Source organism: Streptomyces sp. NPDC037273 (assembly GCF_055603625.1).
In genome coordinates this window covers 329,223-353,324 of the sequence record NZ_JBVJVO010000007.1, presented here as the reverse complement: position 1 = coordinate 353,324, position 24,102 = coordinate 329,223, and the positions used below count along the sequence as shown (strand labels likewise).

At 71.4% G+C, this 24,102-nt stretch carries 24 protein-coding genes; 9 read left to right on the top strand and 15 right to left on the bottom strand.

The genetic code is table 11. From position 1 onward, the window contains the following. Window position 1 precedes the first annotated feature (1 nt). Both ACZ7G1_RS21225 and ACZ7G1_RS21220 read right to left on the bottom strand, forming a co-directional pair. Complete coding sequence (locus ACZ7G1_RS21225) at window positions 2–253, bottom strand: hypothetical protein (protein ID WP_470872804.1); 252 nt, start codon at window positions 251–253, stop codon at window positions 2–4. Continuing rightward, the gene (locus ACZ7G1_RS21220) at window positions 250–1,671 is read right to left on the bottom strand and encodes an amidase (protein WP_470872805.1); all 1,422 of its coding nucleotides are present in this window, start codon (window positions 1,669–1,671) and stop codon (window positions 250–252) included. The genes ACZ7G1_RS21225 and ACZ7G1_RS21220 overlap by 4 nt, the downstream gene beginning before the upstream one ends. Window positions 1,672–1,858: 187 nt before the next feature. Between ACZ7G1_RS21220 and ACZ7G1_RS21215 the strand changes: the two genes are divergently transcribed. The 4 genes from ACZ7G1_RS21215 to ACZ7G1_RS21200 all read left to right on the top strand — a co-directional run bounded on the left by ACZ7G1_RS21215 (window position 1,859) and on the right by ACZ7G1_RS21200 (window position 4,157). Next, window positions 1,859–2,296: a carboxymuconolactone decarboxylase family protein gene (locus tag ACZ7G1_RS21215; RefSeq protein ID WP_470872807.1), complete on the top strand. Its 438-nt coding sequence runs from the start codon at window positions 1,859–1,861 to the stop codon at window positions 2,294–2,296. A gap of 18 nt (window positions 2,297–2,314) precedes the next feature. Further along, entirely contained in the window at window positions 2,315–2,977 is a 663-nt protein-coding gene (locus ACZ7G1_RS21210) for a sulfotransferase family protein (protein ID WP_470872809.1), read from the top strand. An 18-nt stretch (window positions 2,978–2,995) separates the two neighbouring features. Then, window positions 2,996–3,592 carry a dTDP-4-dehydrorhamnose 3,5-epimerase family protein gene (locus ACZ7G1_RS21205; protein WP_470872810.1) on the top strand — a complete coding sequence of 199 codons (597 nt, stop codon included), beginning with the start codon at window positions 2,996–2,998 and terminating at the stop codon, window positions 3,590–3,592. A 109-nt stretch (window positions 3,593–3,701) separates the two neighbouring features. Next, window positions 3,702–4,157, top strand: coding sequence for a nitroreductase/quinone reductase family protein (locus ACZ7G1_RS21200; RefSeq protein WP_470872812.1), 456 nt, complete (start codon window positions 3,702–3,704; stop codon window positions 4,155–4,157). A gap of 67 nt (window positions 4,158–4,224) precedes the next feature. Here the strand turns inward: ACZ7G1_RS21200 and ACZ7G1_RS21195 are convergent, their stop codons facing one another. Further along, on the bottom strand, window positions 4,225–5,229 hold the full coding sequence (locus tag ACZ7G1_RS21195) for a Gfo/Idh/MocA family protein (RefSeq protein WP_470872814.1): 1,005 nt from the start codon (window positions 5,227–5,229) through the stop codon (window positions 4,225–4,227). A gap of 206 nt (window positions 5,230–5,435) precedes the next feature. Between ACZ7G1_RS21195 and rfbA the strand changes: the two genes are divergently transcribed. Both rfbA and ACZ7G1_RS21185 read left to right on the top strand, forming a co-directional pair. After that, a complete protein-coding gene (gene rfbA / locus ACZ7G1_RS21190; RefSeq protein WP_470872816.1) occupies window positions 5,436–6,305 on the top strand; it encodes a glucose-1-phosphate thymidylyltransferase RfbA in 870 nt (289 codons plus the stop codon). Window positions 6,306–6,376: 71 nt separating this feature from the next. Further along, entirely contained in the window at window positions 6,377–7,450 is a 1,074-nt protein-coding gene (locus tag ACZ7G1_RS21185; RefSeq protein WP_470872817.1) for a nucleotide disphospho-sugar-binding domain-containing protein, read from the top strand. 253 nt (window positions 7,451–7,703) lie between these two features. Here the strand turns inward: ACZ7G1_RS21185 and ACZ7G1_RS21180 are convergent, their stop codons facing one another. Beyond that, complete coding sequence (locus ACZ7G1_RS21180) at window positions 7,704–8,885, bottom strand: glycosyltransferase (protein WP_470872818.1); 1,182 nt, start codon at window positions 8,883–8,885, stop codon at window positions 7,704–7,706. A gap of 247 nt (window positions 8,886–9,132) precedes the next feature. On the opposite strand from ACZ7G1_RS21180, the gene ACZ7G1_RS21175 reads away from it, so the two are divergent. The 3 genes from ACZ7G1_RS21175 (at window position 9,133) to ACZ7G1_RS21165 (ending at window position 11,117) form a co-directional block, all read left to right on the top strand. Further along, on the top strand, window positions 9,133–9,396 hold the full coding sequence (locus ACZ7G1_RS21175; protein WP_470872819.1) for a hypothetical protein: 264 nt from the start codon (window positions 9,133–9,135) through the stop codon (window positions 9,394–9,396). Window positions 9,397–9,460: 64 nt separating this feature from the next. Beyond that, window positions 9,461–10,732 carry an adenylosuccinate lyase gene (gene purB / locus ACZ7G1_RS21170; RefSeq protein ID WP_470872821.1) on the top strand — a complete coding sequence of 424 codons (1,272 nt, stop codon included), beginning with the start codon at window positions 9,461–9,463 and terminating at the stop codon, window positions 10,730–10,732. Beyond that, entirely contained in the window at window positions 10,716–11,117 is a 402-nt protein-coding gene (locus tag ACZ7G1_RS21165; protein WP_470872823.1) for a GNAT family N-acetyltransferase, read from the top strand. The genes purB and ACZ7G1_RS21165 overlap by 17 nt, the downstream gene beginning before the upstream one ends. Before the next feature lie 69 nt (window positions 11,118–11,186). Here the strand turns inward: ACZ7G1_RS21165 and ACZ7G1_RS21160 are convergent, their stop codons facing one another. The 11 genes from ACZ7G1_RS21160 to cysC form a co-directional block, all read right to left on the bottom strand. Continuing rightward, the gene (locus ACZ7G1_RS21160) at window positions 11,187–13,124 is read right to left on the bottom strand and encodes a multicopper oxidase family protein (protein WP_470872825.1); all 1,938 of its coding nucleotides are present in this window, start codon (window positions 13,122–13,124) and stop codon (window positions 11,187–11,189) included. Window positions 13,125–13,226: 102 nt separating this feature from the next. Beyond that, on the bottom strand, window positions 13,227–15,011 hold the full coding sequence (locus ACZ7G1_RS21155) for an ABC transporter ATP-binding protein (protein ID WP_470872826.1): 1,785 nt from the start codon (window positions 15,009–15,011) through the stop codon (window positions 13,227–13,229). Between the two features lie 24 nt (window positions 15,012–15,035). Beyond that, complete coding sequence (locus ACZ7G1_RS21150; protein ID WP_470872827.1) at window positions 15,036–16,256, bottom strand: ketosynthase chain-length factor; 1,221 nt, start codon at window positions 16,254–16,256, stop codon at window positions 15,036–15,038. Further along, complete coding sequence (locus tag ACZ7G1_RS21145; protein ID WP_470872829.1) at window positions 16,253–17,527, bottom strand: beta-ketoacyl-[acyl-carrier-protein] synthase family protein; 1,275 nt, start codon at window positions 17,525–17,527, stop codon at window positions 16,253–16,255. The genes ACZ7G1_RS21150 and ACZ7G1_RS21145 overlap by 4 nt, the downstream gene beginning before the upstream one ends. Then, window positions 17,524–17,850: a TcmI family type II polyketide cyclase gene (locus ACZ7G1_RS21140; RefSeq protein WP_470872831.1), complete on the bottom strand. Its 327-nt coding sequence runs from the start codon at window positions 17,848–17,850 to the stop codon at window positions 17,524–17,526. Before ACZ7G1_RS21140 ends, ACZ7G1_RS21145 begins: the two co-directional genes overlap by 4 nt. A gap of 395 nt (window positions 17,851–18,245) precedes the next feature. After that, window positions 18,246–19,151 (bottom strand): ABC transporter permease, encoded by a 906-nt coding sequence (locus ACZ7G1_RS21135; RefSeq protein WP_470872833.1) that lies wholly within the window; start codon window positions 19,149–19,151, stop codon window positions 18,246–18,248. Next, window positions 19,138–19,986 (bottom strand): ABC transporter ATP-binding protein, encoded by an 849-nt coding sequence (locus ACZ7G1_RS21130; RefSeq protein WP_470872835.1) that lies wholly within the window; start codon window positions 19,984–19,986, stop codon window positions 19,138–19,140. Before ACZ7G1_RS21130 ends, ACZ7G1_RS21135 begins: the two co-directional genes overlap by 14 nt. A gap of 57 nt (window positions 19,987–20,043) precedes the next feature. Beyond that, window positions 20,044–21,174, bottom strand: a complete 1,131-nt coding sequence (locus ACZ7G1_RS21125; protein WP_470872837.1) for an ABC transporter substrate-binding protein — start codon at window positions 21,172–21,174, stop codon at window positions 20,044–20,046. Further along, window positions 21,174–22,526, bottom strand: coding sequence for a sulfate adenylyltransferase subunit 1 (locus tag ACZ7G1_RS21120; RefSeq protein ID WP_471204216.1), 1,353 nt, complete (start codon window positions 22,524–22,526; stop codon window positions 21,174–21,176). The genes ACZ7G1_RS21125 and ACZ7G1_RS21120 overlap by 1 nt, the downstream gene beginning before the upstream one ends. A gap of 2 nt (window positions 22,527–22,528) precedes the next feature. Further along, a complete protein-coding gene (gene cysD / locus ACZ7G1_RS21115) occupies window positions 22,529–23,467 on the bottom strand; it encodes a sulfate adenylyltransferase subunit CysD (protein WP_470872839.1) in 939 nt (312 codons plus the stop codon). Next, the gene (gene cysC / locus ACZ7G1_RS21110) at window positions 23,464–24,051 is read right to left on the bottom strand and encodes an adenylyl-sulfate kinase (RefSeq protein ID WP_470872841.1); all 588 of its coding nucleotides are present in this window, start codon (window positions 24,049–24,051) and stop codon (window positions 23,464–23,466) included. Before cysC ends, cysD begins: the two co-directional genes overlap by 4 nt. Between the last annotated feature and the right edge of the window lie 51 nt (window positions 24,052–24,102).

Sequence of the window (24,102 nt, the reverse complement as noted above, 5' to 3'; positions counted from 1 at the left end):
ATCAGTTGCCTTTCGCTGTGACGCCGGGGCGGGGCAGGGTGAGGCCGAGCGCCGTCGAGAGGAGCCCGGCGGCCGACAGGGCGAAGAGGTCGTCGTCGGCCGGCTCCGCGGGCTCGGGCGCCGAGGGGGCCGGGGGGACCGGGACGGGGGCGGGGAAGGGGCGCCCGGCGTCCTTCGGAAGCGCGGCGAGCGCCGACCCGAAGAGTGCGGCGGCGGAGATCATGAGGTCGTCGTCGAGCGTCCTGGGCGTCATGGGCGTCTTCCTTCCGTCGTGGTGCCGGGGGGAGTCAGGGAAAGGCCGAGGGCCGTCTCGAGGAGGCCCGCGGCGGAGAGGACGAGGCCGTCGTCGCCGACGCGGCCCACGAGCTGGAGCCCGGCCGGCAGCCCGGCCGGGGTGAGGCCGACGGGCAGCGAGAGCGCGGGCTGGCCGGTCAGGTTGAAGGGGTACGCGGCCGGGGACCAGGACAGCCACCGCAGGTCCGCGGGGTCGGCGGCCCACGGCGGGGCGATGGCCTCGGCGGCGAACGCCTCGATCGGCACCGTCGCCATGGCCAGCAGGTCGTACGTCTCCATCACCGCGGCGAGCCGGGTCCGCAGGGCGAGCCGGACCGCCTCGGCGCGCGCGACGGCGGCGGCGCTCAGCGAGCGCCCGTACCGCACGACCGCCAACCGGCCCTGGTCGCAGCGGGGTTCGTCCTCGGGCGCGGTGCCGTGCGCGTCCGCGGCGGCGAGGATGTCCACCAGCGCGCCGTACGGGTCGGGGAACGGGACCTCGATGCGCTCGACGCGGTGTCCGAGCGCCGTCAGGACCGGCAGGACGCCCTCGGTGACGTCGCGGACCGGCCGTGACGTCCCGGGGAACTCGATCCAGCCGATCCGCAGCGGCCCGAGCGCGGCCCGAGCCGGAGGCGGTGCGGCCCACGAGTCGGGGTCGCGGGCGTCGGGCCCCGCGAGCACCGCCATCAGTTCGGCGGCGTCCGCCACGCTCCGGGTCAACGGTCCCACGTGGGACAGCCGTTCGGCGCAGGCGGGCACGTAGGGGATGCGCCCGTACGAGGGCTTGAACCCCACGACCCCGCAGAACGCGGCCGGAATGCGCACCGATCCGGCACCGTCGGTGCCGAGCGAGGCGGTGCACAGGCCCGCCGCCACCGCCGCGGCCGAACCGCCGCTGGAACCGCCGGCCGTCCGGTCGGGCGACCAGGGGTTACGGGTGGGGGCGCCGAGCCGTCCGACGGTGCTCGCGCTCCACCCGTACTCCGATGTGGTCGTCTTGCCCACCACGATCGCGCCGGCCGCGCGCAGCCGCGCCACGGAGGGCGCGTCGGCGGCGGTACGGTGGTTGGGCAGCAACGACCCGCGCCGGGTGGGGAGTTCCTCGGTCTGGATGAGGTCCTTCACCGACACGGTGACGCCGAGCAGCGGCCGGCCGCGGAAGGCGGCCGGGCCGAGCCGGGCGACCAGCAGGTCGGCCGTCGCGGCCTCGCGCAGCGCACGGGCCTCGGCCACCTCGACGTACGCACCGAGCTCCGGGTCCGTCGCACGGATGGCACCGAGCACGTCCTCGACGTGCCCGGTGACCGTGGAATGACCTTCGAGAAGTAATTGGCGGGATTCCTGAATGCCGTGGCAGATCGGCTGCCTGCTCTTCGTTGCGGTGGACTCTGACACGAGACCACTACAAGTCATCGTCTGAATTCCTGGCAACTTACGGATTGCATCGCGTTGCATCTGCTGCATTCCGCACTTGAACGGGATTTCTTGCGCAGGTGAAGGGTGGAGAGCAGCATGTTTCCGAGGTAATTCAAACGTACTGACACGCACTCACGCGCTACTTAATCGCACAGGAGAAGACCCGATGAGTCCACGGATGGACAACCCTTCGCTGGTCGTTCCCGGCGCCCTGCAGCCCCTGCTCGACCTGACCGAGGTCATCGGCAAGGTCGGCGTACCGCAGACGACGCTCGACCTGGTCCGGCTGCTCGTCAGCGAGATCAACGGCCGCATCTACACCCTTGAGGACATCGCGGACAAGGAGGACAAGCGCCTCGCCCAGGTGTCGGACTGGCGCAACCAGACCGTCTTCGACGCCGCCGAGCGCTCCGCCCTCGCGATGGCCGAGGCCGTCACCCTCATGACGGACCCGGTGGACATGGCCCCCGACGAGGTCTGGGAGGAGTCCGCCAAGTACTACAACGACGAGCAGCTCGGCGCCATCGTCATGCACATCGGCCTGGTCAACTTCTGGAACCGCGTGAACGTGGCGACCCTCCAGGAACCCGCGGCCTTTCGCTGAGGAAGGGGACACGGCACCGTGCTGAAGCTCATCAACGCCGGTCTCGGCAGGACCGGCACCACGTCCCTCAAGGTGGCCCTCGACCGGCTCGGTCTCGGGACCTGCTTCCACATGTTCGACATCGTCGGCGACGGCGAGCGCCTCGAACAGTGGGCGAAGATCGTCTGTGACGGCGAGGAGCCCGACTGGGCCGCCCTGTACGAGGGTTACACCTCCGCCGTGGACGGACCCTGCGCGGTCTACTACCGGCAGATCGGCGAGGCGTTCCCCGACGCCAAGGTGATCCTCACGGTCCGCGAGGCCGAGGGCTGGTACCGGAGCACGTACGACACGCTCTACCAGTTCGTGCTCAAGAGCGCCGAGCACCCGCCGGAGCCCGGCTCCCGCCAGGCCCGGCTGCTCGACCTCACCCGCACCATGGTGTGGGACGGCGTCTTCGACGGCCGGTTCGAGGACAAGGACCACGCCATCGCCGCGTACCACCGCCACAACGAGGAGGTCGTGCGCGCCCTCGGCGCGGACAACGTCCTCGTCTACGACGTGAAGCAGGGGTGGGAGCCGTTGTGCGCCTTCCTCGGTGTCGACGTCCCCCAGGAGGAGTTCCCGCACGCCAACGACTCCGCGGCCATGCGTCAGCGGATCGCCGCGGCGGCCGGAGCCGGCCCGGTCTCCGCCGGCTGAGTCAGCGAGGAGCATGCGGTGCTGATCACGGAAATGGCGGTGCCCGGCGCGTACCGCGTCGAGCCCGAGCCGCTGAGCGACCGGCGCGGGTACTTCTTCGAGTCGGTGAAGACCAGCGCGCTCCTCGCCGAGAGCGGCTGGGAGTTCTCGGTCCGGCAGGTCAACTACTCGGTGTCGAAGCGGAACACCCTCCGGGGCATCCACGGCACCAAGGTCCCGCCCGGCCAGGCGAAGTTCGTCACCTGCGTCCGGGGGAGCGCCCTGGACATCGCGGTCGACCTCAGGGTGGGCTCGCCGACGTTCGGCCACTACGACGTCACCTACCAGAGCCCGGAGTCGGGGACGGCGGTGTACCTGCCCGACGGCGTCGGGCACGCGTTCCTCGCCCTCACCGACGACACGTGCATGAGCTATCTCTGCTCGCAGGAGTACGTGCCGGGGACGATGATCGACGTCGACGCGCTGGACCCGGAGCTCGCCCTGCCGTGGAACCTCACGGAAGCCCCGATCCGCTCGGACAAGGACGCGGTGGCCCCCACCCTGGCCGAGGCCGCGGCCGCCGGCCTGCTCCCGACGTACGAGCAGTGCCTTCCCCGGCCCTTCCTCGCCCTGTGAACGCACCGGACGCGCTGTGAACGCATTCGGGTGGCGGGACGGTCGGTTGAACGCAAGAATTCGTCTTTGATATCGCGCCGTGAGGCGCGGGAAATGTGTGGAGGTGGACATGGCGGAGACCAAGCGCAAGCCGGGAACGCCGGGGGCGTTCTCCCGGTGGATGCAGAAGCGAATGAATGCCCGAATGATCCGCAAGGTGCGCGACGGCAAGGCCACGTTCATGGGCATGGACGTGCTGATCCTCAATACGGTCGGCAGCCGCAGCGGCCAGCCGCGGGTGACGCCGGTGGCCTGGTTCGGTGACGGGAAGGACGCCTGGCTGAGCATCGCCTCGGGCGGCGGCACCCAGAACCCGGACTGGTACACCAACCTCATGGCCAACCCGGAGCGGGCCACCGTCGAACTGCCCGGCGGCAGCGGCCCGGTGAAGATCACGCCCGTCAAGCTCGCGGGCGAGGAGCGGGAGGCCGCGTGGAAGCTCATCTCCACCGCGCAGCCCCGGATGATCAAGTACCAGAGCAAGTCCGAGCGGCAGTACCCGATCGTGAAGATGACTCCCCAGTAAGGCGGCTCGTACGCGAGAACGGCAGCCGGTGTCCGAGGACACCGGCTGCCGTTCTTCTGCGTTCCGCTCAGCGGGCGGTGGCGTGCGCGCGGATCCGCGCCATCAACTCGGCCTGGCGCACCAGGTCCTGGTGGTGCCGGGCGCGCGCCGCCGGGTCGACGACGGCCTCGTGGAAGGTCGAGAACACCCCGAGGAACTGGTCCGAGGCCGGCGCCGCGATCCGCGTCACCCGGTCCCGCTGCTCCAGGACGAGCACCGGACGGGCGTCCCGCGAGGGGGTGAAGGCCCACTCCAGGGTCAGCCGCCCCTCGGTGCCCCAGAGGTCGTACGTCGAGCGGTAGCTGTGCGAGAGCCCGAAGGAGCAGTTCGCCGTCACCCCGGCCTCGTCGCGCAGCAGCGCCACGCCCGACACGTCCACCCCGAGCCCGTCGGAGAACTCCAGACCGGCCCCCAGCACCTCCGGCGCCGCCGCCAGGTACTCCTGGGCCGCGCGCACCGGGTAACAGCCGACCTCCCACAGCGACCCGCCACCGAGCTCCGCCTGGTACTTGATCCCGTTCGGGTCGGTCGGCGGAATGCCGAACACGCCGTTGAAGGCCCGGAGTTCGCCGATGGAGCCGTCGGCGAGGAGGGACCGCGCCAGATCGTGCTGGGGGTGCCGGAGGAACGCGAAGTTCTCCATGACGAGCAGCCCGCGCTCCTCGGCGAGCGCGACGAGCTCCCTTGCGGTCTCCTCGGTGGAGACGGCCGGCTTCTCGATCAGGACGTGCTTCCCGGCAAGGAGTGCCCGGCGCGCCCACGCGGCGTGCTCGCTGTTGGGCAGCGGGAGGTAGACCGCGTCGACGCCGGGCTCCTCGAGCAGCCGCTCGTACCCCTCGACGGCCGCGCAGCCGAGCGGTCCCGCGACGCCCTCGGCCTTCTCCAGGGAGCGGCTCGCGACCGCCACCAGATGGAACGGCGAGTTCTGGATCGCCGGGATTGCCCTCCGCACGGCGATGTCGGCGCACCCGATGACGCCGATGCCGACGCCGGGCTTCCGATCGGATTCCTGGACGGGTGTCAGAGCTTCCATTTTCACAGATCCACCTAAACGACAAGAGGAATTCGCGTGCCTGAACCGGGATGGGGCCAGCATGGAGAGGTGGCGCATTGTTCGTCAATGCCGCCGGTATTCGCTCTTCCCGCCCGCGAGCGAGGTGGCTTTCGGCCGTGCGTTCTCCCGATATAAAGTGCGGGCATCCGCCAAATTGGCACCGAATAGATTGAGGAGGCGCCACGGTGAAGGGCATCATCCTGGCCGGCGGCAATGGTACGAGGCTCCATCCGATCACCCTCGGTGTATCAAAGCAAATGCTGCCGGTCTACGACAAGCCGATGATTTACTACCCGCTGTCGGCGCTGATGCTGGCGGGGATCACCGACATCGAGATCATCACCACCCCCGAGGACCAGGAGATGTTCCGCCGGCTGCTCGGGGACGGCTCGTGGCTCGGTATCAACCTGACCTACGCGGAGCAGGACAAGCCCCGTGGTCTCGCCGACGCGTTCCTGGTCTCCGCCGACCACATCGGCGACGACTCCGTCGCCCTGGTCCTCGGCGACAACATCTTCCACGGCTACGAGTTCGGCCCCATGCTCCAGCGCGCCTCGCAGGACCTGCGCGGCTGCGTCCTCTTCGGCTATCCGGTGCGCGACCCGGAGCGGTACGGCGTCGGCACGCTCGACGCGCGGGGGCGGCTGATCGCCCTGGAGGAGAAGCCCGCCAAGCCGCAGACGAACCTGGCCATCACCGGGCTCTACCTCTACGACAACCAGGTCGTGGACATCGCCAGGGAGCTGAAGCCCTCGGAGCGCGGCGAGCTGGAGATCACCGACCTCAACCGCGTCTACCTGGAGCGGGGCGAGGCCACGCTGATCCCGCTCGGCCGCGGTTTCGTCTGGCTCGACACCGGGACCCACGACGCGCTCATGGAGGCCGGCGACTACGTCCAGGTCCTCGAACACCGGCAGGGCGTGCGCATCGCCTGCCTCGAGGAGATCGCCTGGCGCATGGGCTACATCGACCGCGAGACCTGTTACCGGCTGGGCAGCCGCCTCGCGAAATCGGCCTACGGCCAATACATCATGGAAATGGCCGAGGCGGGCTGACCCCCGAAGGGCCCCGGAAAGGGGCCCCGGAATCAACTGATCCGCATTCTCACGGAAGAGGTTCGACCTCCATGAAAATCCTGTTCACCGTCGGTGGCAGCCAGGCGGCCGTCTTCGGCGTCGCCCCCCTCGCCTCGGCCGCGCGGAACGCGGGCCACGAGATCCTCCTCGCCGCCGACGAGCCGCTGATGGCCGCCGCGGCCTCCGTCGGTCTCCCCGCCGTCTGCATCACCCCCGAGCGCATGCGCTACGGCCAGGAGTCCATGACGGCCGGCGTCCGGCTCGACGCCCTCCTGGAACTCACCGGTTCCTGGACGCCCGACCTCGTCGTCGGCGGCCTCTCGCACGTCCCGCGGCTCCTCGCCGCCCGCCTCAAGGTCCCGTACGTCCGCCACATCTGGCACATCGCCCCGATGGCCCGCCGCGACCGCACCGCGGTGGCCGAACTCCAGCCGGAGCTGGAGCGCCTCGGCCTGGACGCGCTGCCGGACCCGGACCTCTTCATCGACCTCTGCCCGCCGTCCGTCCGCCCCGAGGGCGCCCCCGCCGCCCGGTCGATGCGCTGGGTCCCCCGGGTCAGCCAGCGCCGCCTCGAACCGTGGATGTACACGAAGCCCGAGGGCCGCCGCCGGGTGCTCATCACCGCCGGCACCCGCAACCTCATGCTCGACACCCCCGGCAGCTCGCTGCGGAAGCTGGTCGACGAACTCACCGGCACCGGCGCCGAGGTGCTCATCGCCGCGCTCCCCGAGGCCGCCGAGAAGTACGGCTCCGAGCTCGGCGACGTCCGCATCGGCTGGCTGCCCCTCGACGTCGTCGCCCCCACCTGCGACCTCGCCGTCCACCACGGCGGCGCCACCACCGCGATGACGCTGATCAACGCGGGCGTCCCGCAGGTGATCATCCCCGACAACGGATACGGCAAGGCCGTCGCCGAGTCGGTGGCCGCCGGCGGCGCCGCCCTGATGGTCGACAAGCACCGCCTCGCGGGCCGCGACGCCGACGAGGTCATCGTCGAGGCCTGCCTGACGATCCTCTCGGACCCCGGCTACGCCGAGCGGACCCGGCTCCTCGCCGCGGAGTCCGTCTCCCTGCCGACCCCCGCCGAGGTGCTCGCCGAACTCGAAGCGCTCGTCGCCGCCTGAGCCGTACGTCCACGGAAAGGGCCGGCCGGTCATCACGACCGACCGGCCCTTCCGCGTACCCCCGCGGCCCGGCCCCCGAGCGCGCGGACCACCCCCGCGGCCCGGCCCCCGAGCGCGCGGATCACCCCCGCGCCCCGGCCCCCGAGGGCGCGGACCACCCCGGCACCCCGGCCCCCGGGAACGCGGATCGCCCCGGGACCGGGGAGAGGGGCTCTCCGTGGTCCCGGGGCGATCCCGGTGCGCCGATGCGCGGTCAGCGGGAGGCGATGGCCTCCAGCTTGGGGACGATCTCGGCGGGCGTCGGCAGCGTCGAGATCTCCTTCGCGAGGAACTGCGTCCGCTCGGTGTAGCTCGGGGTCTCCAGGAGCTCCTTGCAGGCGGCGGCGATGGTCGCGCCCGGCGCCTGGTCGGGCCGCTCCTCCACCGGCCACAGCGTCTTGCCGGCACCGAAGTCGGTGATCGCCTTGGCGATCGACTCGCGGTGGTAGTTCGGCGGGAACTCCGGCGGGTTCTCCGGGATGATCAGCTGCGGCACGCCGTTGGCCATCAGGGTCGTGGCCGTGGTGGCACCGCCGTGGTGGACCGCCAGGTCACAGGTGGCCGCGGCGACGTCCATCGGGATCCAGCCGACGCGGGCGTCGCCCAGCTCCCCGCCGAAGCGCTCGGCGGCACCGGGGGAGGCCGCGATGAGGACCTCGGCGCCCAGCTTGTTCAGCTCGCTGACGAGCAGCGGCATGGACCAGCCCGGGTCGCGGAACATCAGGCTGCGGAAGCCGGAGGTGACGAGCACACGACGACGGCCCTCGGGCTTCGTGTACATCCAGCGCTCCAGGCGGCGCTGCGGGTTGCTGGGGATCCAGCGGATCGGCTGGGCCGACGGGTCGTGCGAGGGGCGCAGCGACGGCGGGGTGGAGTCCAGGAGCAGGTCGGGCTTGAGCAGCCCGTCCACGCCCAGGCGCTCCAGCTCGGGACGCAGCTCCGCCTCGGCGCCCGGGTCGATGCCGGTGAGCGGGATGCCCAGGTACTCGACCTGACGGACGTAGGGGACCTTGAGGTGGGCGGCGAGCAGCATCGCCGCGTAGCTCTGCGAGCTGCCGACGATGAGGTCGGGGGTCCAGTCCTTCGACAGGGCGAGGAGGGACTCCACGCCGGCCAGGCCCATGCGGGCGAAGCCGCGGCCCTGGCCGAACATCTCCTCGTCGCCGAGCTCGCGGGGGAACCGCAGGCCCTTGCCCGGGTTGGTGATCCGCATGAAGTGCCGGATCGGGTCGACCGTGTAGCAGAACGTGGGGATTCCGATGGCCTCAGCGGTGTCCACCCACGGTTCGTGGGCGGCCAGCATGACCTGGTGTCCCGCGTTCCGTGCGGCCGTCGCCAGCGGTGCGGCGGCGTAGAAGGTGGCCTGGCTGCCCGTGGTGATGAACAGGATTTTCATGGCACTCCGGATGCTTTTCGTAGACGCGGCCTGACGTATTTGTGAACAGCACCGATGTTCCACAGCGCGCGCTTTTTCTGTCAATCGGCCTCGAAAAGGCGAGAGCGTTCGATTGCGGATTTCGCGCAGTTGAACACGGTGAACACTCGACCCTGTTGCCGCCGCACCGGGTCCTGACCACCATATGGTCAGGACGTGCAGGCGAGAAAGCCTCTTAAAAAGCGGATACAGAAAGTCGGTGGTCTCCATGAACACGCTGATCTACAACGCCCGAATGGCTCTCCGGGACGTCATGGAAGTCAACATCTACACGCAGGGCAACGACAAGGTGTATCTGACCGTTTTCCCCGACCTGATCTGGGAGGGCACCGAGGAGACCCACACCGAGAAGGTCGTCCACGGAATCGTCGAGCGTCTGCACGACATGGACCTGGCGCTCGCCGGCGGCGACGAAGACATCAAGACCCTCGTGAACTCCGGCGTCGTGGAGATCGTCCGCAAGGTCGCCTGAAATCCGGTGCGCCGCGCCGTCGCTTCGGCGGGCCCGCGGCCATTCCTGAGGAGGTACGACGGTCGTGATCGCCCGATATTCACTGCCCGAGATGGCGGAGCTCTGGTCCGACCAGGCCCGCTACACGACCTGGACCGAGGTCGAGGTGCTGGCCTCGGAGGCCCAGGCGCTGCTCGGGCGGGTTCCCGAGGCAGCCCTCGCGGACATCCGGCGGGCCCGGGTGCCGGCGGCGGCGCGCGTGGCGGAGCTGGAGCGGGACCGGGACCACGAGATCCTCTCCTTCCTGGCCGCCTTCTGTGAGGACCTGCCGGACGACTCCGCCCGGTGGGTGCACCTCGGGATGACCAGCTACGACCTGGTGGACACGGCGCTCGGGCACACCCTGGCCCGGGCCTGCGACCTCCTGACCGGCGCGGCGGAGCGGCTGCGCGGGGTGCTGGTCGACAAGGCGGTCGAGCACTGGGACACGGCGTGCATCGGCCGCACCCACGGCATGCACGCCGAACCCACCACCTTCGGCCACAAGATCGCCGGCTTCGCCTTCGCCGTCGACCGGTCGATCCGGCGCCTGAAGGACGCGCGGGAGCAGGTCGCGGTGGGCACGATCTCCGGCTCCGTGGGGACGTACGCGCTGATCGACCCCTTCGTCGAGCGGCACGTGTGCGAGGCGCTCGGGCTCGGCGTGGAGCCGGCGCCGAGTCAGGTCGTGGCCCGTGACCGGCACGCCCAGCTGGTCCAGGCGATCGCGACGCTCGGCGCCTGCGTCGAGCAGATCGCGGTCGAGATCCGGCTCCTCTCCCGCAGCGAGGTCCGCGAGGTGGAGGAGCCCCGCACGGCGGCGTACCAGGGGTCGAGCGCCATGCCGCACAAGCGGAACCCGACGACCAGCGAGCGGCTCTCCGGCATCGCCCGGCTGTTGCGCGGGTACGCCGGGACGATGCTGGAGAACGTGGCGCTCTGGCACGAGCGGGACCTGTCCCACTCGTCGGTCGAACGGGTCGTCCTGCCCGACGCGTTCACCCTCGCGCACTACCAGGTGACCGCGGCGGCCGAACTGGTCCGGAACCTCCAGGTGTTCCCGGACCGGATGCGGGCCGCGATCGACCAGACCAATGGCCTCGCCTACAGCTCGGCGGTCCTCGCCGACCTCCTGGAGAGCGGCAGCGAGCGGGAGAAGACCTACCGCATGATCCAGGACGCCGCGAACGGCGAGGACTTCTTCACCCTGCTCAGGACCGAGGGGATCGAGGCCGATCCCGTCGGGCCCGAGCGCTACCTGGTACACCACGACGTCATCTACAAGCGGTTGGAGAACCTTCGTGAGCTGGAGCATTGAGCGGGAGAACGGCCCCGATCTGGACCTCGGGGACGTTCTGCGGGTCTACCGCGAGTCGGGCCTCGGCGAGCGCCGCCCGATCGAGGAGACCGAGCGCATGGCGGCCATGGTGCGGGGCGCCAACCTGGTCGTCACCTGCCGCGTCGACGGCGAGCTGGTGGGCATCGCCCGCAGCATCTCGGACTTCTCCTATGTGACGTACCTGTCCGACATCGCCGTCGTCCGCGAGCACCAGCGCTCGGGCATCGGCCGGGAGCTGATCGACGCGACCCGCAAGGAGGCCCCGCAGGCCAAGATCGTCCTGCTCTCGGCCCCCGCGGCGACCGAGTACTACCCGCACATCGGCTTCACCGCCCACCAGTCGGCCTGGGTCCTGAACCCCTGAGCCGTCCCCGTCCGCCCGTGCCCGCGTCCGTCCCCCGGCGCGGGCACCGGCATGTCGTCGGTGGTGCCGTCAGTGGTGCCCGCCGCCGCCCAGGTGCGCGGCCGGCGAGACCACCAGGGGCCGGGTCATGTGCTGCTCGTGCTCCAGCATGTGGCAGTGGTGGACGCCCCTGCCGACCACCGGGAACCGGACGACCACGGTGACCAGTTCGCCCGGGGTGCCGTTCGGGCCCGGCACGATCTGGCCGGCCGTCCCCACCCGTATGACGTCCTTCTCGCCCTGCTCGTGCGGCTCCAGGGCGGAGGCCGCGCGGAAGGCGATGGGCCGGGCCGAGCCGCGGGCGACCCGGTCGAAGCCGGTGATGTCGTAGCTCTCCCTGGACATCACCTGGAAGTGCGCCAGATGGATGTGCATGGGGTGCGGGGCCGCCGTGAGGTTGAGGTACTTCCAGATCTCGGTGGCGCCGTGCGCGGTGACGATCGTGTTGCCGTCGTCGTACGCCATCGACGTCCTGCGCAGGGTCGTGACCGCGCCCTCGGCGTTCTTGACCTGGACGACGCCGGCGGCCGGGAAGGTGAGGCCGGCCGGGTCGATCTCCTCCATCTCCCAGAGCTCCGGCATGTTCCCCGTGCCGGGGCCGACCGTGACGATCCACCGGTGGCCGTGGTCGTGCGGCAGGTCGTCGTGGGTGAGCCGCTTGAAGGTGGGCGACAGGGTCTCGGGCAGCGTGAACCGCTTCGAGGGCTTCCGGTCGGCGACCCGGAACTGCATGACGTCCGGTTCGAGGAGGTCGTTGCGCCGGTCGGGCGCGCCGGGCGCGACGCCCTGGAAGGTGTTGACCAGCTTCAGCGAGCCCCCGCGGAAGGCGCTGAAGTCGACGAGGACGTCGACGCGTTCGCCGGGGGAGAGGTTGACCGCCCCGTCGACCGGTATCGGCCGGTCGATCAGACCGTGGTCGGTGCCGATCACCTGGAGCGCGCCCGGCACGGGCACCCCGTCCGCGAGGAGCATCAGCCGGTAGATCCGCGAGTTCGCCGTGTTCACGATCCGGAACCGGTACCACCGCGGATCCACCTCCAGATACGGCCACACGACCCCGTTCACCAGCGTGTACGGGGCCGCGTGGGGGCGCATCAGACGCTGCGCGCCGACCATCTCCACCTTGTGGAGCAGCCGGCCGGTGAGCGCGCCCGACGCGTCGGTGGCGAAGTTGCGGTCGGCGAGGACCAGCGGCACGTCGTGGGCGCCCTTGGGCAGGCCGAGCGCCCGCTCCTCCTCGTTGCGCGAGAGGAACAGGCCGGCGAGGCCCGCGTAGCAGCTGAAGCGGCTGAGGTGGTGGGTGTGGTCGTGGTACCAGAGCGTCGTGGCCGCCTGGTCGTTCGGGTACGCCGACAGCTGGACGTCACCGGGGCCGATCAGGTTCTCCATCCAGCCGTCGTTGCCGCCGCCGGTCAGCATGCCGTGCAGATGCGCGGCGCCCCACGGCGGCAGCGCGGCCACCCCGGGGACCTCCTGGCAGTTCTCCGCGCCCGGGTAGTTGGAGAGCGGGTCGGTCATCGGGCCCTTGGCCTGGCCGAACTCGACGGCCGTCAGGGGGATGTCGCCGGTGAGGTGGTTCTCCCAGGCGACCCGCAGCGGCCGGCCGCTGACCGTCTCGATCGTCGGGCCGGGGTAGGAGCCCTCGTACGTCCACATCGGCACCGGCGGGAGCTCCGAGTGCAGGGTGACGTCGGCGGTGACCATGCGGACGGTCAGTTCGTCGTGGTCGCCGCGCTCGCGGGGCCTGAGGACCGGCGGTATGCGCAGCGGGTCCTTGAACTTGGTCAGCATCAGGCCGGCCGCCGAGGGCTCGGGCGCGCCGGGGGCCGCTACGGCCGCGGCCCCCGGGCGGGTGAAGCCGGGGACCGCGGCGACCATGGCGGCCAGGCCGGCGGCGGAGCCGTAGCGGAGCACCGTACGCCGGTTCGGTCCTGGAAGGTCGGTTTCTTCGGGCTGTGTCGGTTCCATGCGGGGGAAGCTAGGAACCCGCGCTCACGTCGTACTCGAATTCGACTGCAGCTTTCCGGCCAATCCTGTTCCGCTTGTGTTTGGGCCAGGACCGGCCAGGGCCTACCGCAGCGCCACCGCCATCTCGGTGTCCCGGTTGACCAGCGTCGCGTACTGGCCGCCCAGGGCGAGGAGTTCGTCATGGGTGCCGCGCTCGGCGACCCGGCCCCGGTCGAGCACGATGATCTCGTCCGCGTCGCGGATCGTCGAGAGCCGGTGGGCCACCGTGATCGTCGTGCGCCCGGCGCTCGCCGCGTCGATCGCCCCCTGAACGGCCTGCTCCGTCTGGGTGTCCAGCGCGCTGGTCGCCTCGTCGAGCACCAGGACCGGCGGGTCGCGCAGGATCGCCCGGGCGATCGCGAGCCGCTGCTTCTCACCGCCCGAGAACCGGTAGCCGCGCTCGCCGACCACCGTGTCGTAGCCGTCCGGCAGCGACATCAGATAGTCGTGGATCTGCGCGATCCTCGCCGCCGCGACCAGCTCCTCGTCGGTCGCCTCCGGCTTCGCGAACCGAAGGTTGTCGGCCACCGACGCGTGGAAGAGGTACGTCTCCTGGGAGACCACCCCGACCGTCGCGGCGAGCGTCGCGAACGACAGGTCGCGCACGTCGATCCCGTCGATCGTGACCGTCCCCGCCGTCGGGTCGTACAGCCGCGGGATGAGATAGCTCAGCGTCGTCTTGCCCGAACCGGTCTCCCCGACGATCGCCAGACTGCGCCCGGCCGGCACCGTCACGTCCACCCCGTCGAGCGTCGGCCGCTCCGCGGAGGCGTACGAGAAGCCGATGCCCCGCATCCGCACCTCGCCCCGCAGCTCCTTCGGCTCCACCGGACGCTCCGGCTCGGCGACGTCGACCGGCAGGTCGAGGTACTCGAAGATCCGGCCGAACAGTTCGAGCGAGCTCTGGATGTCGATCCCGATGGTCAGCAGCCGCTGCGCGGGCCGGAACAGCGCCTGCTGGAGCGTGGTGAAGGCCACCAGGGCACCGATCGTGATGGCCATGTGGCCGCCGGTCCCGGTCAGCCCCGCCACCCAGTAGATGATCGCGGGCATGGACGCCATGACGACCCAGATCGTCGACTGGTACCAGAGGCCCGAGGTGCTCGCCCGCACCTCGATCTCGGTCAGCTTCCGCGACTGCCGGGCGAAGTTGTCGGTCAGCGAGCGCGAACGCCCCATCGTGTGACCGAGCATGATCCCGCTGACCGACAGCGATTCCTGCACGATCGACGAGAGGTCGGCGAACTGCTTCTGCCGGTCACGGGTGATCACCCGCCGCTCGTCGCCGACGTGCCGGCTCACCCACACGAACGCGGGCAGGATCAGCAGCGAGGCGATCGTGAGCCGCCAGTCGAGCACCGCCATGGCGGTCGTCGTGGCGATCACGATGGTCACGTCCGACACCAGCGCCGTGGCGGTGGTCGTCACGGTGACCTGCATCCCGCCGATGTCGTGCGCGATGCGCGACTGCACCTCGCCGGTCCTGGTCCGGGTGAAGAACGCCAGCGACATGCGCTGCAGATGCCCGTACACGGCGGTGCGCAGATCGTGCATCACCAACTGGCCGATCTTGGCGGACACATGGGTCTGCCACACGTTGAACGTGCTCGTCGCCACCGACACCACGATCATGCCGAGAGCGAGTGCCGACAGCAGCCCGGTCCGGCCCTGCGGCAGCGCCACGTCCATGATCTCGCGGATCAGGAACGGGTTGACGAGGGAGACCAGGGACGAGCCCACGACCAGCGAGGCGACGAACAGCAGGCTCTTCCGGTAGGGACGGAACAGCCTCAGGACGCGGCGTTTCTGGACGGGGGGATGAGCGTTGGCCGACCCGGTGGTGCCCACCCTGGTCTCCTTCTCTTCTCGAGGTCAGTTCCAGTCGACGGACCGCACGACGACGGCGGAGTTGAAGCCGCCGCGGCCCCGTGCGAGGACGAGTGCCGTGGCCACCGGGGCGGCCCGCTCCTCGGTGACCAGGTCCAGGTGGTAGTCGGGGGAGAGGGTGACGTTCGCCGTCGGCGGGATCACCCCGTCGCGCATCGCCAGGAAGGCGGTGGCGACGTCCAGCGGCGCCGCCCCCGAACCCAGCCGGCCCGTCATGGTCTTCGGCGCCGTCACGGGCACCGCCCGCGCGCCGAACACCGAGGTGATCGCCTCCGCCTCGACACGGTCCTGCTCCGGGGTGCCGGCCGCGTCCGCGAAGACCACGTCGACGTCGGCCGCCGACACGCCCGCGTCGGCCAGCGCGATCTCGATGGCCTTCCGCAGCGTCGGCTCACGGCCGCTGTCCGGCGCCGGGTCGAAGGTGGACCCGTAGCCGCAGATCTCCCCGTAGACCCGGGTCGCGCCGCGCCGGCGGGCGGCCTCGGCGTCCTCCAGGATCAGCAGGGCGCCGCCCTCGCCGGGCACGTACCCGGAGGCCTCGGCGTCGAAGGGCAGATACGCCCGGTCGGGCCGCTCCTCCGTGCTCATGTCCCCGGTGGTCAGCTGCGCCACCCAGCCCCACGGGCAGATGGCCGCGTCGACACCGCCTGACAGGATCAGATCGCTGCCCTTGCGGACCAGCCGGCGCGCGTGCGCGAGCGCGTCGAGCCCGCCCGCCTGGTCGCTGACGACCACGCCGCTCGGGCCGCGCAGACCGTGCCGGATCGAGATCTGGCCGGTGTTCACCGCGTAGAACCAGGCGAAGGACTGGTAAGCGGAGACGTACTGGCTGCCCTGGCTCCACAGGTTCTGCAGCTGGTCCTGGCCGAACTCGAAGCCGCCGGAGGTGCTGGCGGTCATCACGCCCATGCCGAACTCGTCCGCGTCCTCCGTGCTCACCCCGGCGTCGCCGAGCGCGTGCTCGGCGCCCACCAGGGCCAGCTGGGTCATCCGGTCGGTTTGCGGCACCAGCCTGCTCGGCAGGTGCTCCTTGACCTCGAACCCGTCCACCTCGCCGGCGAGCTTCGACGGATAGCTCTCCGGGTCGAAGCGGGTGATGCGGCGGATGCCGCTCCTGGACGCGCGGGTGGCGTCCCAGTACTCCTCCGTGCCGAAGCCGTTCGGGGAGACGATGCCGATGCCGGTCACCACGACCTGGGTGCTCATGCCGTCGTGTTCCTGTCCGGTCGGGCGAGGACCATCGCGCTCTGGAAACCGCCGAAGCCGCTGCCGACGGTCAGCACCGCGTCGGTGCGCCAGTCGCGCGCGGTCAGCGGCACGTAGTCGAGGTCGCAGTCGGGGTCGGGCTTGTGCAGATTGGCGGTCGGTGGCACCACGTTGTTCTCCATGGCCAGGACGGAGGCGGCGATCTCGATCGAACCGATCGCGCCGAGCGAGTGCCCGACCATCGACTTGATCGAGCTCACCGGGGTCTGGTAGGCGTGCTCGCCGAGGCTGCGCTTGAAGGCGCTCGTCTCGTGGCGGTCGTTCTGCTTGGTTCCCGAGCCGTGCGCGTTGATGTAGTCGATGGCCTGCGGGGCGAGCTTCGCCTCGTCGAGCGCCGAGCGGATCGCCTCGGCCATCTCCCGGCCGTCGGGACGCAGCCCGGTCATGTGGAAGGCGTTGCAGCGGCTGGCGTAGCCGGCGATCTCGGCGTAGATGTGTGCCCCGCGCCTGCGCGCCGACTCCAGCTCCTCCAGGACGAACATCGCCGCGCCCTCACCGAGCACGAAGCCGTTGCGGGTGAGGTCGAAGGGCCGGGAGGCGTGCTCCGGGTCGTCGTTGCGCGGGGTCGTCGCCTTGATCGCGTCGAAGCACGCCACGGAGATCGGCGAGATCGGCGCGTCCGTCGCCCCGGTCACGACCACGTCGGCCGAGCCGTCGCGGATCAGCTCGGCGGCGTAGCCGACCGAGTCGATGCCCGAGGTACAGCCGGTGGACACCACCGTCGAGGGACCCTCGGCGCCGACCGCCCAGGCGACCTCGGCGGCGAAGGAGCTCGGCACGAAGTAGTTGTAGAGGTGGGGGACCGCGTACTCGTGGTCCACCAGCGAGAGCCGGCCGCCGTCGCTGACGACCCGGTACTCCTCGTCGAGCCCCATCGTGGCGCCGACGGCGCTGCCGACCGCCACGCCCACCCGGTGCGGTGCGACCGAGCCGAGTTCGAGACCGCTGTCCGCCAGCGCCTCGCGGGCCGTGACCAGGGCGAACTGCGCGGCCCTGTCGGTCCGCCGGATCTCCTGGGGGGTGAGCCCGTGCTCGTACGGGTCGAAGTCGATCTCGGCCGCGATCCGGGAACGGAACGGCGTCGGGTCGAAGAAGGTGATCCCCCGGGTCGCCGTACGGCCCTCGCTGAGCAGGCTCCAGAAGTTCTTGGTGCCGATGCCGCCGGGAGCCGTCACCCCGACACCGGTGATGACCACGCGCCGGCCGGTCACGCCGACTCCCAGGTGTAGAACCGCTTCGCCATCGCGTCCGCAGGCGAACGCCAGGTCGCCGGGTCGTACGCCTCGATGAACGGCTTCAGGTCCTGGCTGATCCCGACGAAGCGCGGATCGCTCTTCGCCTGTTCGATGAGCTCGCCGCCGTTGTCGTCGTCGAAGTCCTGAAGGTGGAAGTAAAGACCGTTGTACATGAACAGCTGACGCCGCCGAGTCCCCATGCGATGCGGCATGTCGGTCTCGTCGAAAGCCGCGAAGAGCCGCGCGACTTCGGCACTCGAACGAGAATCCATTCTGGCCACTATCAGATTGCTGTGCATTCGACCGCCTCCTCGATGATTTGCTGCGCCTATCGCAGATGCTTGACCAGTGCCGCCCATGTGGCGAGCTCCTCTTCCGACAGCGGTGGCAGGCAGGGCTGGTCGGCAAGCGGGATTCCGAAGTCCCTCCCGTCGTAGGGGGGATACATTCCGCTCCACGCAAAACCCATCCACATCAGGCCCTCACCGAAGCTCTTCGACAGGGATCGCATGGCGGATCTCAGCCTTGCGGCCATGTCAATCTCCATTCGCCGGGAACCACCCACCGCCACCTTGTGCGATGTCCCTCAAGGAGGGGTCGGAGGCGCATCGCATTCCGCTGGAGAAGTTGAAGAGGCAACGTGAAAGGGGCGGTTCCCCGAAGGAACCGCCCCTTTCACGTGTGAACGCGGGAATTACGGCGCCGTGCCGAGCAGTCCGCGGGCGCGCAGCACCCGCCGCTCCACCGGGGCGAACACCAGCAGGTCCACCGCCACCCCGACGGCGAAGATCAGCAGGATGCCGAGGAGCACCCCCGCCATGTCGGAGAACTCCCGCTGGTTCTCCAGGTACCGGCCGAGGCCGAGCCCCAGATCCGGCGAGGACGCGATCAGTTCGGCCGCCATCAGCGAACGCCAGGAGAACGCCCAGCCCTGCTTGAGGCCCGCCAGATAGCCGGGCAGCGCGGCCGGCAGCAGCACGTGCCGGGTACCCCGCAGCCCCGTCGCGCCGAGCGTGCGGCCGGCCCGCAGGAACAGCGGCGGCACCTGGTCGACCCCGGCGATCAGCCCGTTCGCGATCGACGGCACCGCGCCGAGCAGGATCACCGCGTACATCGCCGAGTCGTCGATGCCCAGCCAGATCACCGCGGCCGGCACCCACGCCACCGAAGGCAGCGACTGCAGCCCCGACAGCACCGGCCCGAAGGCGGCCCGTACCACCCGCACCCGGGCCACCACCAGCCCGATCGGCGTCCCGATCGCCACCGCCGCGAGGAAGCCCGAGAGGCCCCGCCACACACTGGTCCAGATGATCGAGAACAGCGTGCCCTGGTACCAGAGACCGGTCAGCGAGGCCCACACGGCCGCCGGGCTCGGCAGCTTGTCGGGCGTGGTCAGCCGCAGGCTGTACGCCAGCTGCCAGGCGGCGAGCACGAGCACCGCGCCGAGCACCGGCGGCAGCGCCTTCTCGCGCAGCACCCGGCCCGGCGGGGTGCGCCGCACCCGTACGGTCTCCAGGGCGTCGAGCCCGGCCCCGACCCCGGCGGTGTCGCCCGCCAGGGGAACCGGGGCCGGCGTGCGGAGGGTGTCACCGCGGGACATGACGGCGGATCTCCCCACGCAGGTGCTCGGTGATGTCGGTGGTCAGCTCCGCGGCCCGGGCCGACCCGTCGCGCAGCGACCACGGCAGGTCGACCCGCCACTCCCGCGCGATCCGTCCCGGCCGTGAGGAGAGCAGCACGACGCGCTGCCCGAGCCGGACGGCCTCGCGGACGTTGTGCGTGACGAACAGGACGGTGAGCGCGCGCTCCCGCCAGATCCGGGTGAGCTCGTCGTGCAGCACGTCCCGGGTGATGGCGTCGAGCGCGGCGAACGGCTCGTCCATCAGCAGCACCCCGCCGCCCTGGGCGAGCGCCCGGGCCAGCGCCACCCGCTGCCGCATCCCGCCGGACAGCTCGTGCACCCGCTTGCCGTGCGCCCCGCCGAGCCGCACGAGGTCGAGCAGCCGCTCCGCCTCGGCCCGCCGCTCCGGGCGCGGGACGCCCGCGAGCCGCATGGCCAGTTCGACGTTCCCGCCCGCGGTCAGCCACGGGAACAGCGCGTGCTCCTGGAACATCAGCGCCGGCCGCGGCCCGGGCACCTCGATCGTCCCCGAGCTCGGCTCGTCCAGGCCCGCCACCAGGTTCAGCAGCGTCGACTTGCCGCAGCCCGAGGCGCCGACCAGGGTGACGAACTCGCCCGGGGCCACGTCCAGACTGATGTCGTCGAGGACCGGCACGGCCTCTCCGGGCCGGCCGAAGGACTTGGAGACGCGCGCGAGCCGGATGGCCGGCCGCTCGGCCGCGGACGGCGGCGCGCTGCCCGCCGGGGCCCCCTTCGGGGCCCCCTTCGGGGCGTCCTCCGGGGCGTTCTGCGGGGTGGTCAGTGCCGTGGTCATGCCGGACACCTCCTGCGGAAGGGACGGGGAACGGGGGCGGTACGGAGGTACGGGGCGCTAGCGGGCGGTGCCGAGTCCGGCGTCCGGCACGGCGGGCCGCCCCGCCGCCCCCAGCACCTTGTTCAGCGGGCCCAGGTCGTAGATCCCGGCGAGGTCGGGCCGCTCGATCAGGCCCGCCGACACCGCGTGCTCGGCCTCGGCCCGCAGGGTGCCCGCGAGCGGGTCGTCGAGGAACTCGATGCCACGCCAGGCCGGGTCGAGGACGGCGGCCGGGAGCGCCTTGCCGGTGTCGCGCCTGATCCGCTCGTTCGCGTCGGCCTTCGCCCGCTCCGGCCGCTCCCTGATGTACGCGTTGGCCGCCACCGAGCCGCGCAGCACGGCCTCGACGACGTCCGGGTGCGCGGCCAGGAAGGCCTGTGACACGACGAGGTTGGTGATGACGAACCGGCCGTCGGGCCAGAGCGTGCGCTCGTCGAGCAGCACCTTCGCGCCGAGCGCGACGAGACGCGACGCGGTCGGCTCGGGCACCCAGGCGCCGTCGACGGCGCCGGAGGTGTAGGCGTTGGGGGTGACCTTGTTGTCCGTGCGGACGACGGAGACGTCCCCCGCGCCGGAGGCCGGGTCCACCCGCAGGCCGCGGCCCGCCAGGTAGTGGAGGAGCGCGACGTCCTGGGTGTTGCCCAGCTGCGGGGTGGCGATCCGCTTCCCCCGCAGGTCGTCGGCGGAGCCGATCCGTGCCGGGTTCACGACGAGCTTGACGCCGCCGGAGGCCGCGCCGGCCACGATCCGCAGGGCCTTGCCGTCGGAGCGGGTGTAGCCGTTGATCGCGGGGGAGGGGCCCATCCAGGCGAGGTCGAGGGCGCCCGCGTTGAGCGCCTCGATCGCGGACGGGCCCGCGTTGAAGACCTGCGTCCTGATCCGGGTGGCGCCCAGCTCCTTGCGGAACAGGCCCTTCTCCAGACCCACCAGGGCGGTGCCGTGGGTCAGGTTCGCGAAGTAGCCGATCCGTACCGTGTCGGCGGAGAGCCGCGGGCCCACCGTGCCCGCCGTGCCCGCTGTGCCCGCTGTGCCCGCCATGGGTTCCACCGCCGCCTCGTGGCCGCCGGCCCGGGAGCCGTAACCGCAGGACGACAGGACGGCGACGGCGGCGAGGACGGCGACGGCCGCCCGGCGGAAGGCGTGCCGCATCAGGACCGGCCCCCGTCGCCGGCCGCTCGTCCGGCCGCTCGTCCGGCCGCTCGTCCGGTCGTGAAGGCCTCGCCCGCCATGCCGGCGGTGAGCGTGGTGCCGTCCGCCGGGTCGATCAGCAGAAACGATCCGGTGCGCCGGTTGTCGGTGTAGTCGTCAAGCGCCAGCGGCTCGGAGGTGCGCAGCACCACATGGCCGATGTCATTGCCCTGCAGCCCGTCGGGGGGGGGGGGGGGGGGGGGGGTGGTGATGTCGATCCGGTACGAGATGTCCTTGACCAGCGCCCGCACGGTACGGGTGGTGTGCTTGACCAGGACCTTGGCGCCGACCCGCAGCGGGCGGGCGTCGAGGTGGCAGACGCTGGCCTCGATGTCCTGGGTGGGCACCGGGGCCCGGCCGCCGGCGGCTATCAGGTCGCCGCGCGATATGTCGATGTCGTCGGCGAGCCGCACGGTCACCGACTGGGGCGCCCAGGCGGCGTCGGCCTCCTTGCCGAGCGCGTCGAGGCCCGCGACGGTGGTGGTGTGCCCGGAGGGCAGCACGGTGACCGGGTCGCCGACCCGCAGCACCCCGGAGGCCAGCTGTCCCGCGTACCCCCGGTAGTCGGGGTGCTCGGCGGTCTGCGGGCGGATCACGTACTGCACGGGGAAGCGCGCGGGCTCCCGGCTGGGGTCGCTGCCGACCGGGACGGTCTCCAGGTACTCCAGGAGCGTCCGGCCGCCGTACCAGTCCATGTGCGCGGACGGCTCGACCACGTTGTCGCCGGCGAGCGCGGAGAGCGGGATCGCCACCACGTCCCGGACCCCGAGGGAGGCCGCGTAGGTGGTGAACTCCTCGGCGATGGCGGCGAAGACGGGCTCGGCGTAGTCGACGAGGTCCATCTTGTTCACGGCGAGGACGACATGCGGGACGCGCAGCAGGGCGGCGACGGCGGCGTGCCGGCGGGTCTGCTCGACGACGCCGTTCCGGGCGTCGACGAGGACCACGGCCAGCTCGGCGGTGGAGGCGCCGGTGACCATGTTCCGGGTGTACTGCACGTGCCCGGGGGTGTCGGCGAGGATGAACCGGCGGCGGGCGGTCGCGAAGTAGCGGTAGGCCACGTCGATGGTGATGCCCTGCTCGCGCTCGGCCCGCAGGCCGTCGGTCAGCAGCGCCAGGTCCGGCGCCTCCTGGCCCCGCTTGCGGGAGGCGTGCTCGACGGCCTCCAGCTGGTCGGCGAGGACCGACTTGGAGTCGTGCAGCAGCCGGCCCACCAGCGTGGACTTGCCGTCGTCGACGGAACCGGCGGTGGCGAAACGCAACAGCGAGGCGGTGGAGGCTTCCTGAGTGGTGGTCACGACGGTGGTGGTCACGGCTAGAAGTACCCCTCGCGCTTGCGGTCTTCCATGGCGGCCTCGGAGAGCTTGTCGTCGGCCCGGGTGGCGCCCCGCTCGGTGAGGCGGGAGGCGGCGATCTCGGCGATGATCTCCGCGTTGGTGGCGGCGGCCGAGTCGACGGCCCCGGTGCAGGACATGTCGCCGACCGTGCGGTAGCGGATCAGCCGCGTCTCGACCCGCTCGGTCTCCTTGGGGCCGCCCCAGTCGCCGGCGGTCAGCCACATCCCGTCGCGGGCGAAGACCTCCCGCTCGTGCGCGTAGTAGATCTCCGGCAGTTCGATGCCCTCGCGCTCCACGTACTGCCAGACGTCCAGCTCGGTCCAGTTGGACAGCGGGAAGACGCGCACGTGCTCGCCGGGCGAGTGCCGGCCGTTGTAGAGCGCCCACAGCTCGGGGCGCTGGCGGCGCGGGTCCCAGGCGCCGAACTCGTCGCGCAGCGAGAACACCCGCTCCTTCGCGCGCGCCTTCTCCTCGTCCCGGCGGCCGCCGCCGAAGACCGCGTCGAAGCGGTGCGTCTCGATCGCGTCGAGCAGCGGCACCGTCTGCAGCGGGTTGCGGGTCCCGTCCGGGCGCTCCCGCAGCCGGCCCGCGTCGATGAACTCCTGGACGGAGGCCACGTGCAGGCGCAGCCCGTGCCGGGCCACCGCCCGGTCGCGGTAGGCGAGCACCTCGGGGAAGTTGTGCCCGGTGTCGACGTGCAGCAGCGCGAACGGCACCGGCGCGGGCGCGAAGGCCTTCAGCGCCAGGTGCAGCATGACGATCGAGTCCTTGCCGCCGGAGAAGAGGATCACCGGCCGCTCGAACTCGCCCGCCACCTCGCGGAAGATGTGCACCGACTCCGCCTCCAGGGCGTCCAGGTGCGACAGCGCGTACGGATTCTCCGACGCCTCGGTCGGACGCCGGGTCGCGGTCGTCATGCCAGGCCCCTCTCGGTCAGGAAGTCGTGCAGCTCGGCGGCGGACTCGGCCGGCGAGCGGCCCTGGGTCCTGATGCGCAGCTCCGGGTTCTCCGGTGCCTCGTACGGGTCGTCCACGCCGGTGAGTCCGGAGATCTCACCGGCGGCCTGCTGGGCGTACAGCCCTTTCACGTCCCGCGCCGAGCACACGTCCACCGGGGTGGCCACGTGCACCTCGACGAAGGCGGTGCCCGCGGCCTCGTGGCGCGCGCGGACCGCCGCGCGGCTGTCGGCGTACGGGGCGATGACCGGCACCAGGACCTTCACGCCGTGCGCGGCGAGCAGCCCGGCCACGAAGCCGATCCGGGTGACGTTGGTGTGCCGGTCCTCCCGGGTGAACCCGAGGCCCCTGGACAGGAACGCGCGGATCTCGTCACCGTCGAGCACCTCGACCTCGTGGCCCTCGGCGCGCAGCCGGGCGGCGAGGGCGAGGGAGAGGGTGGTCTTGCCCGAGCTGGGCAGCCCGGTCAGCCACACGGTGGCACCGCGGGCGCGTGCCGCGGCCGCGGTGTCCCCGGTGGCCTCCTGGGCGTGAGCTGTGGTCACGGCGATGTTCTCCCCGAGAGTGAGGTGGCGGCGGGGCCCCGCGGGCGCGTG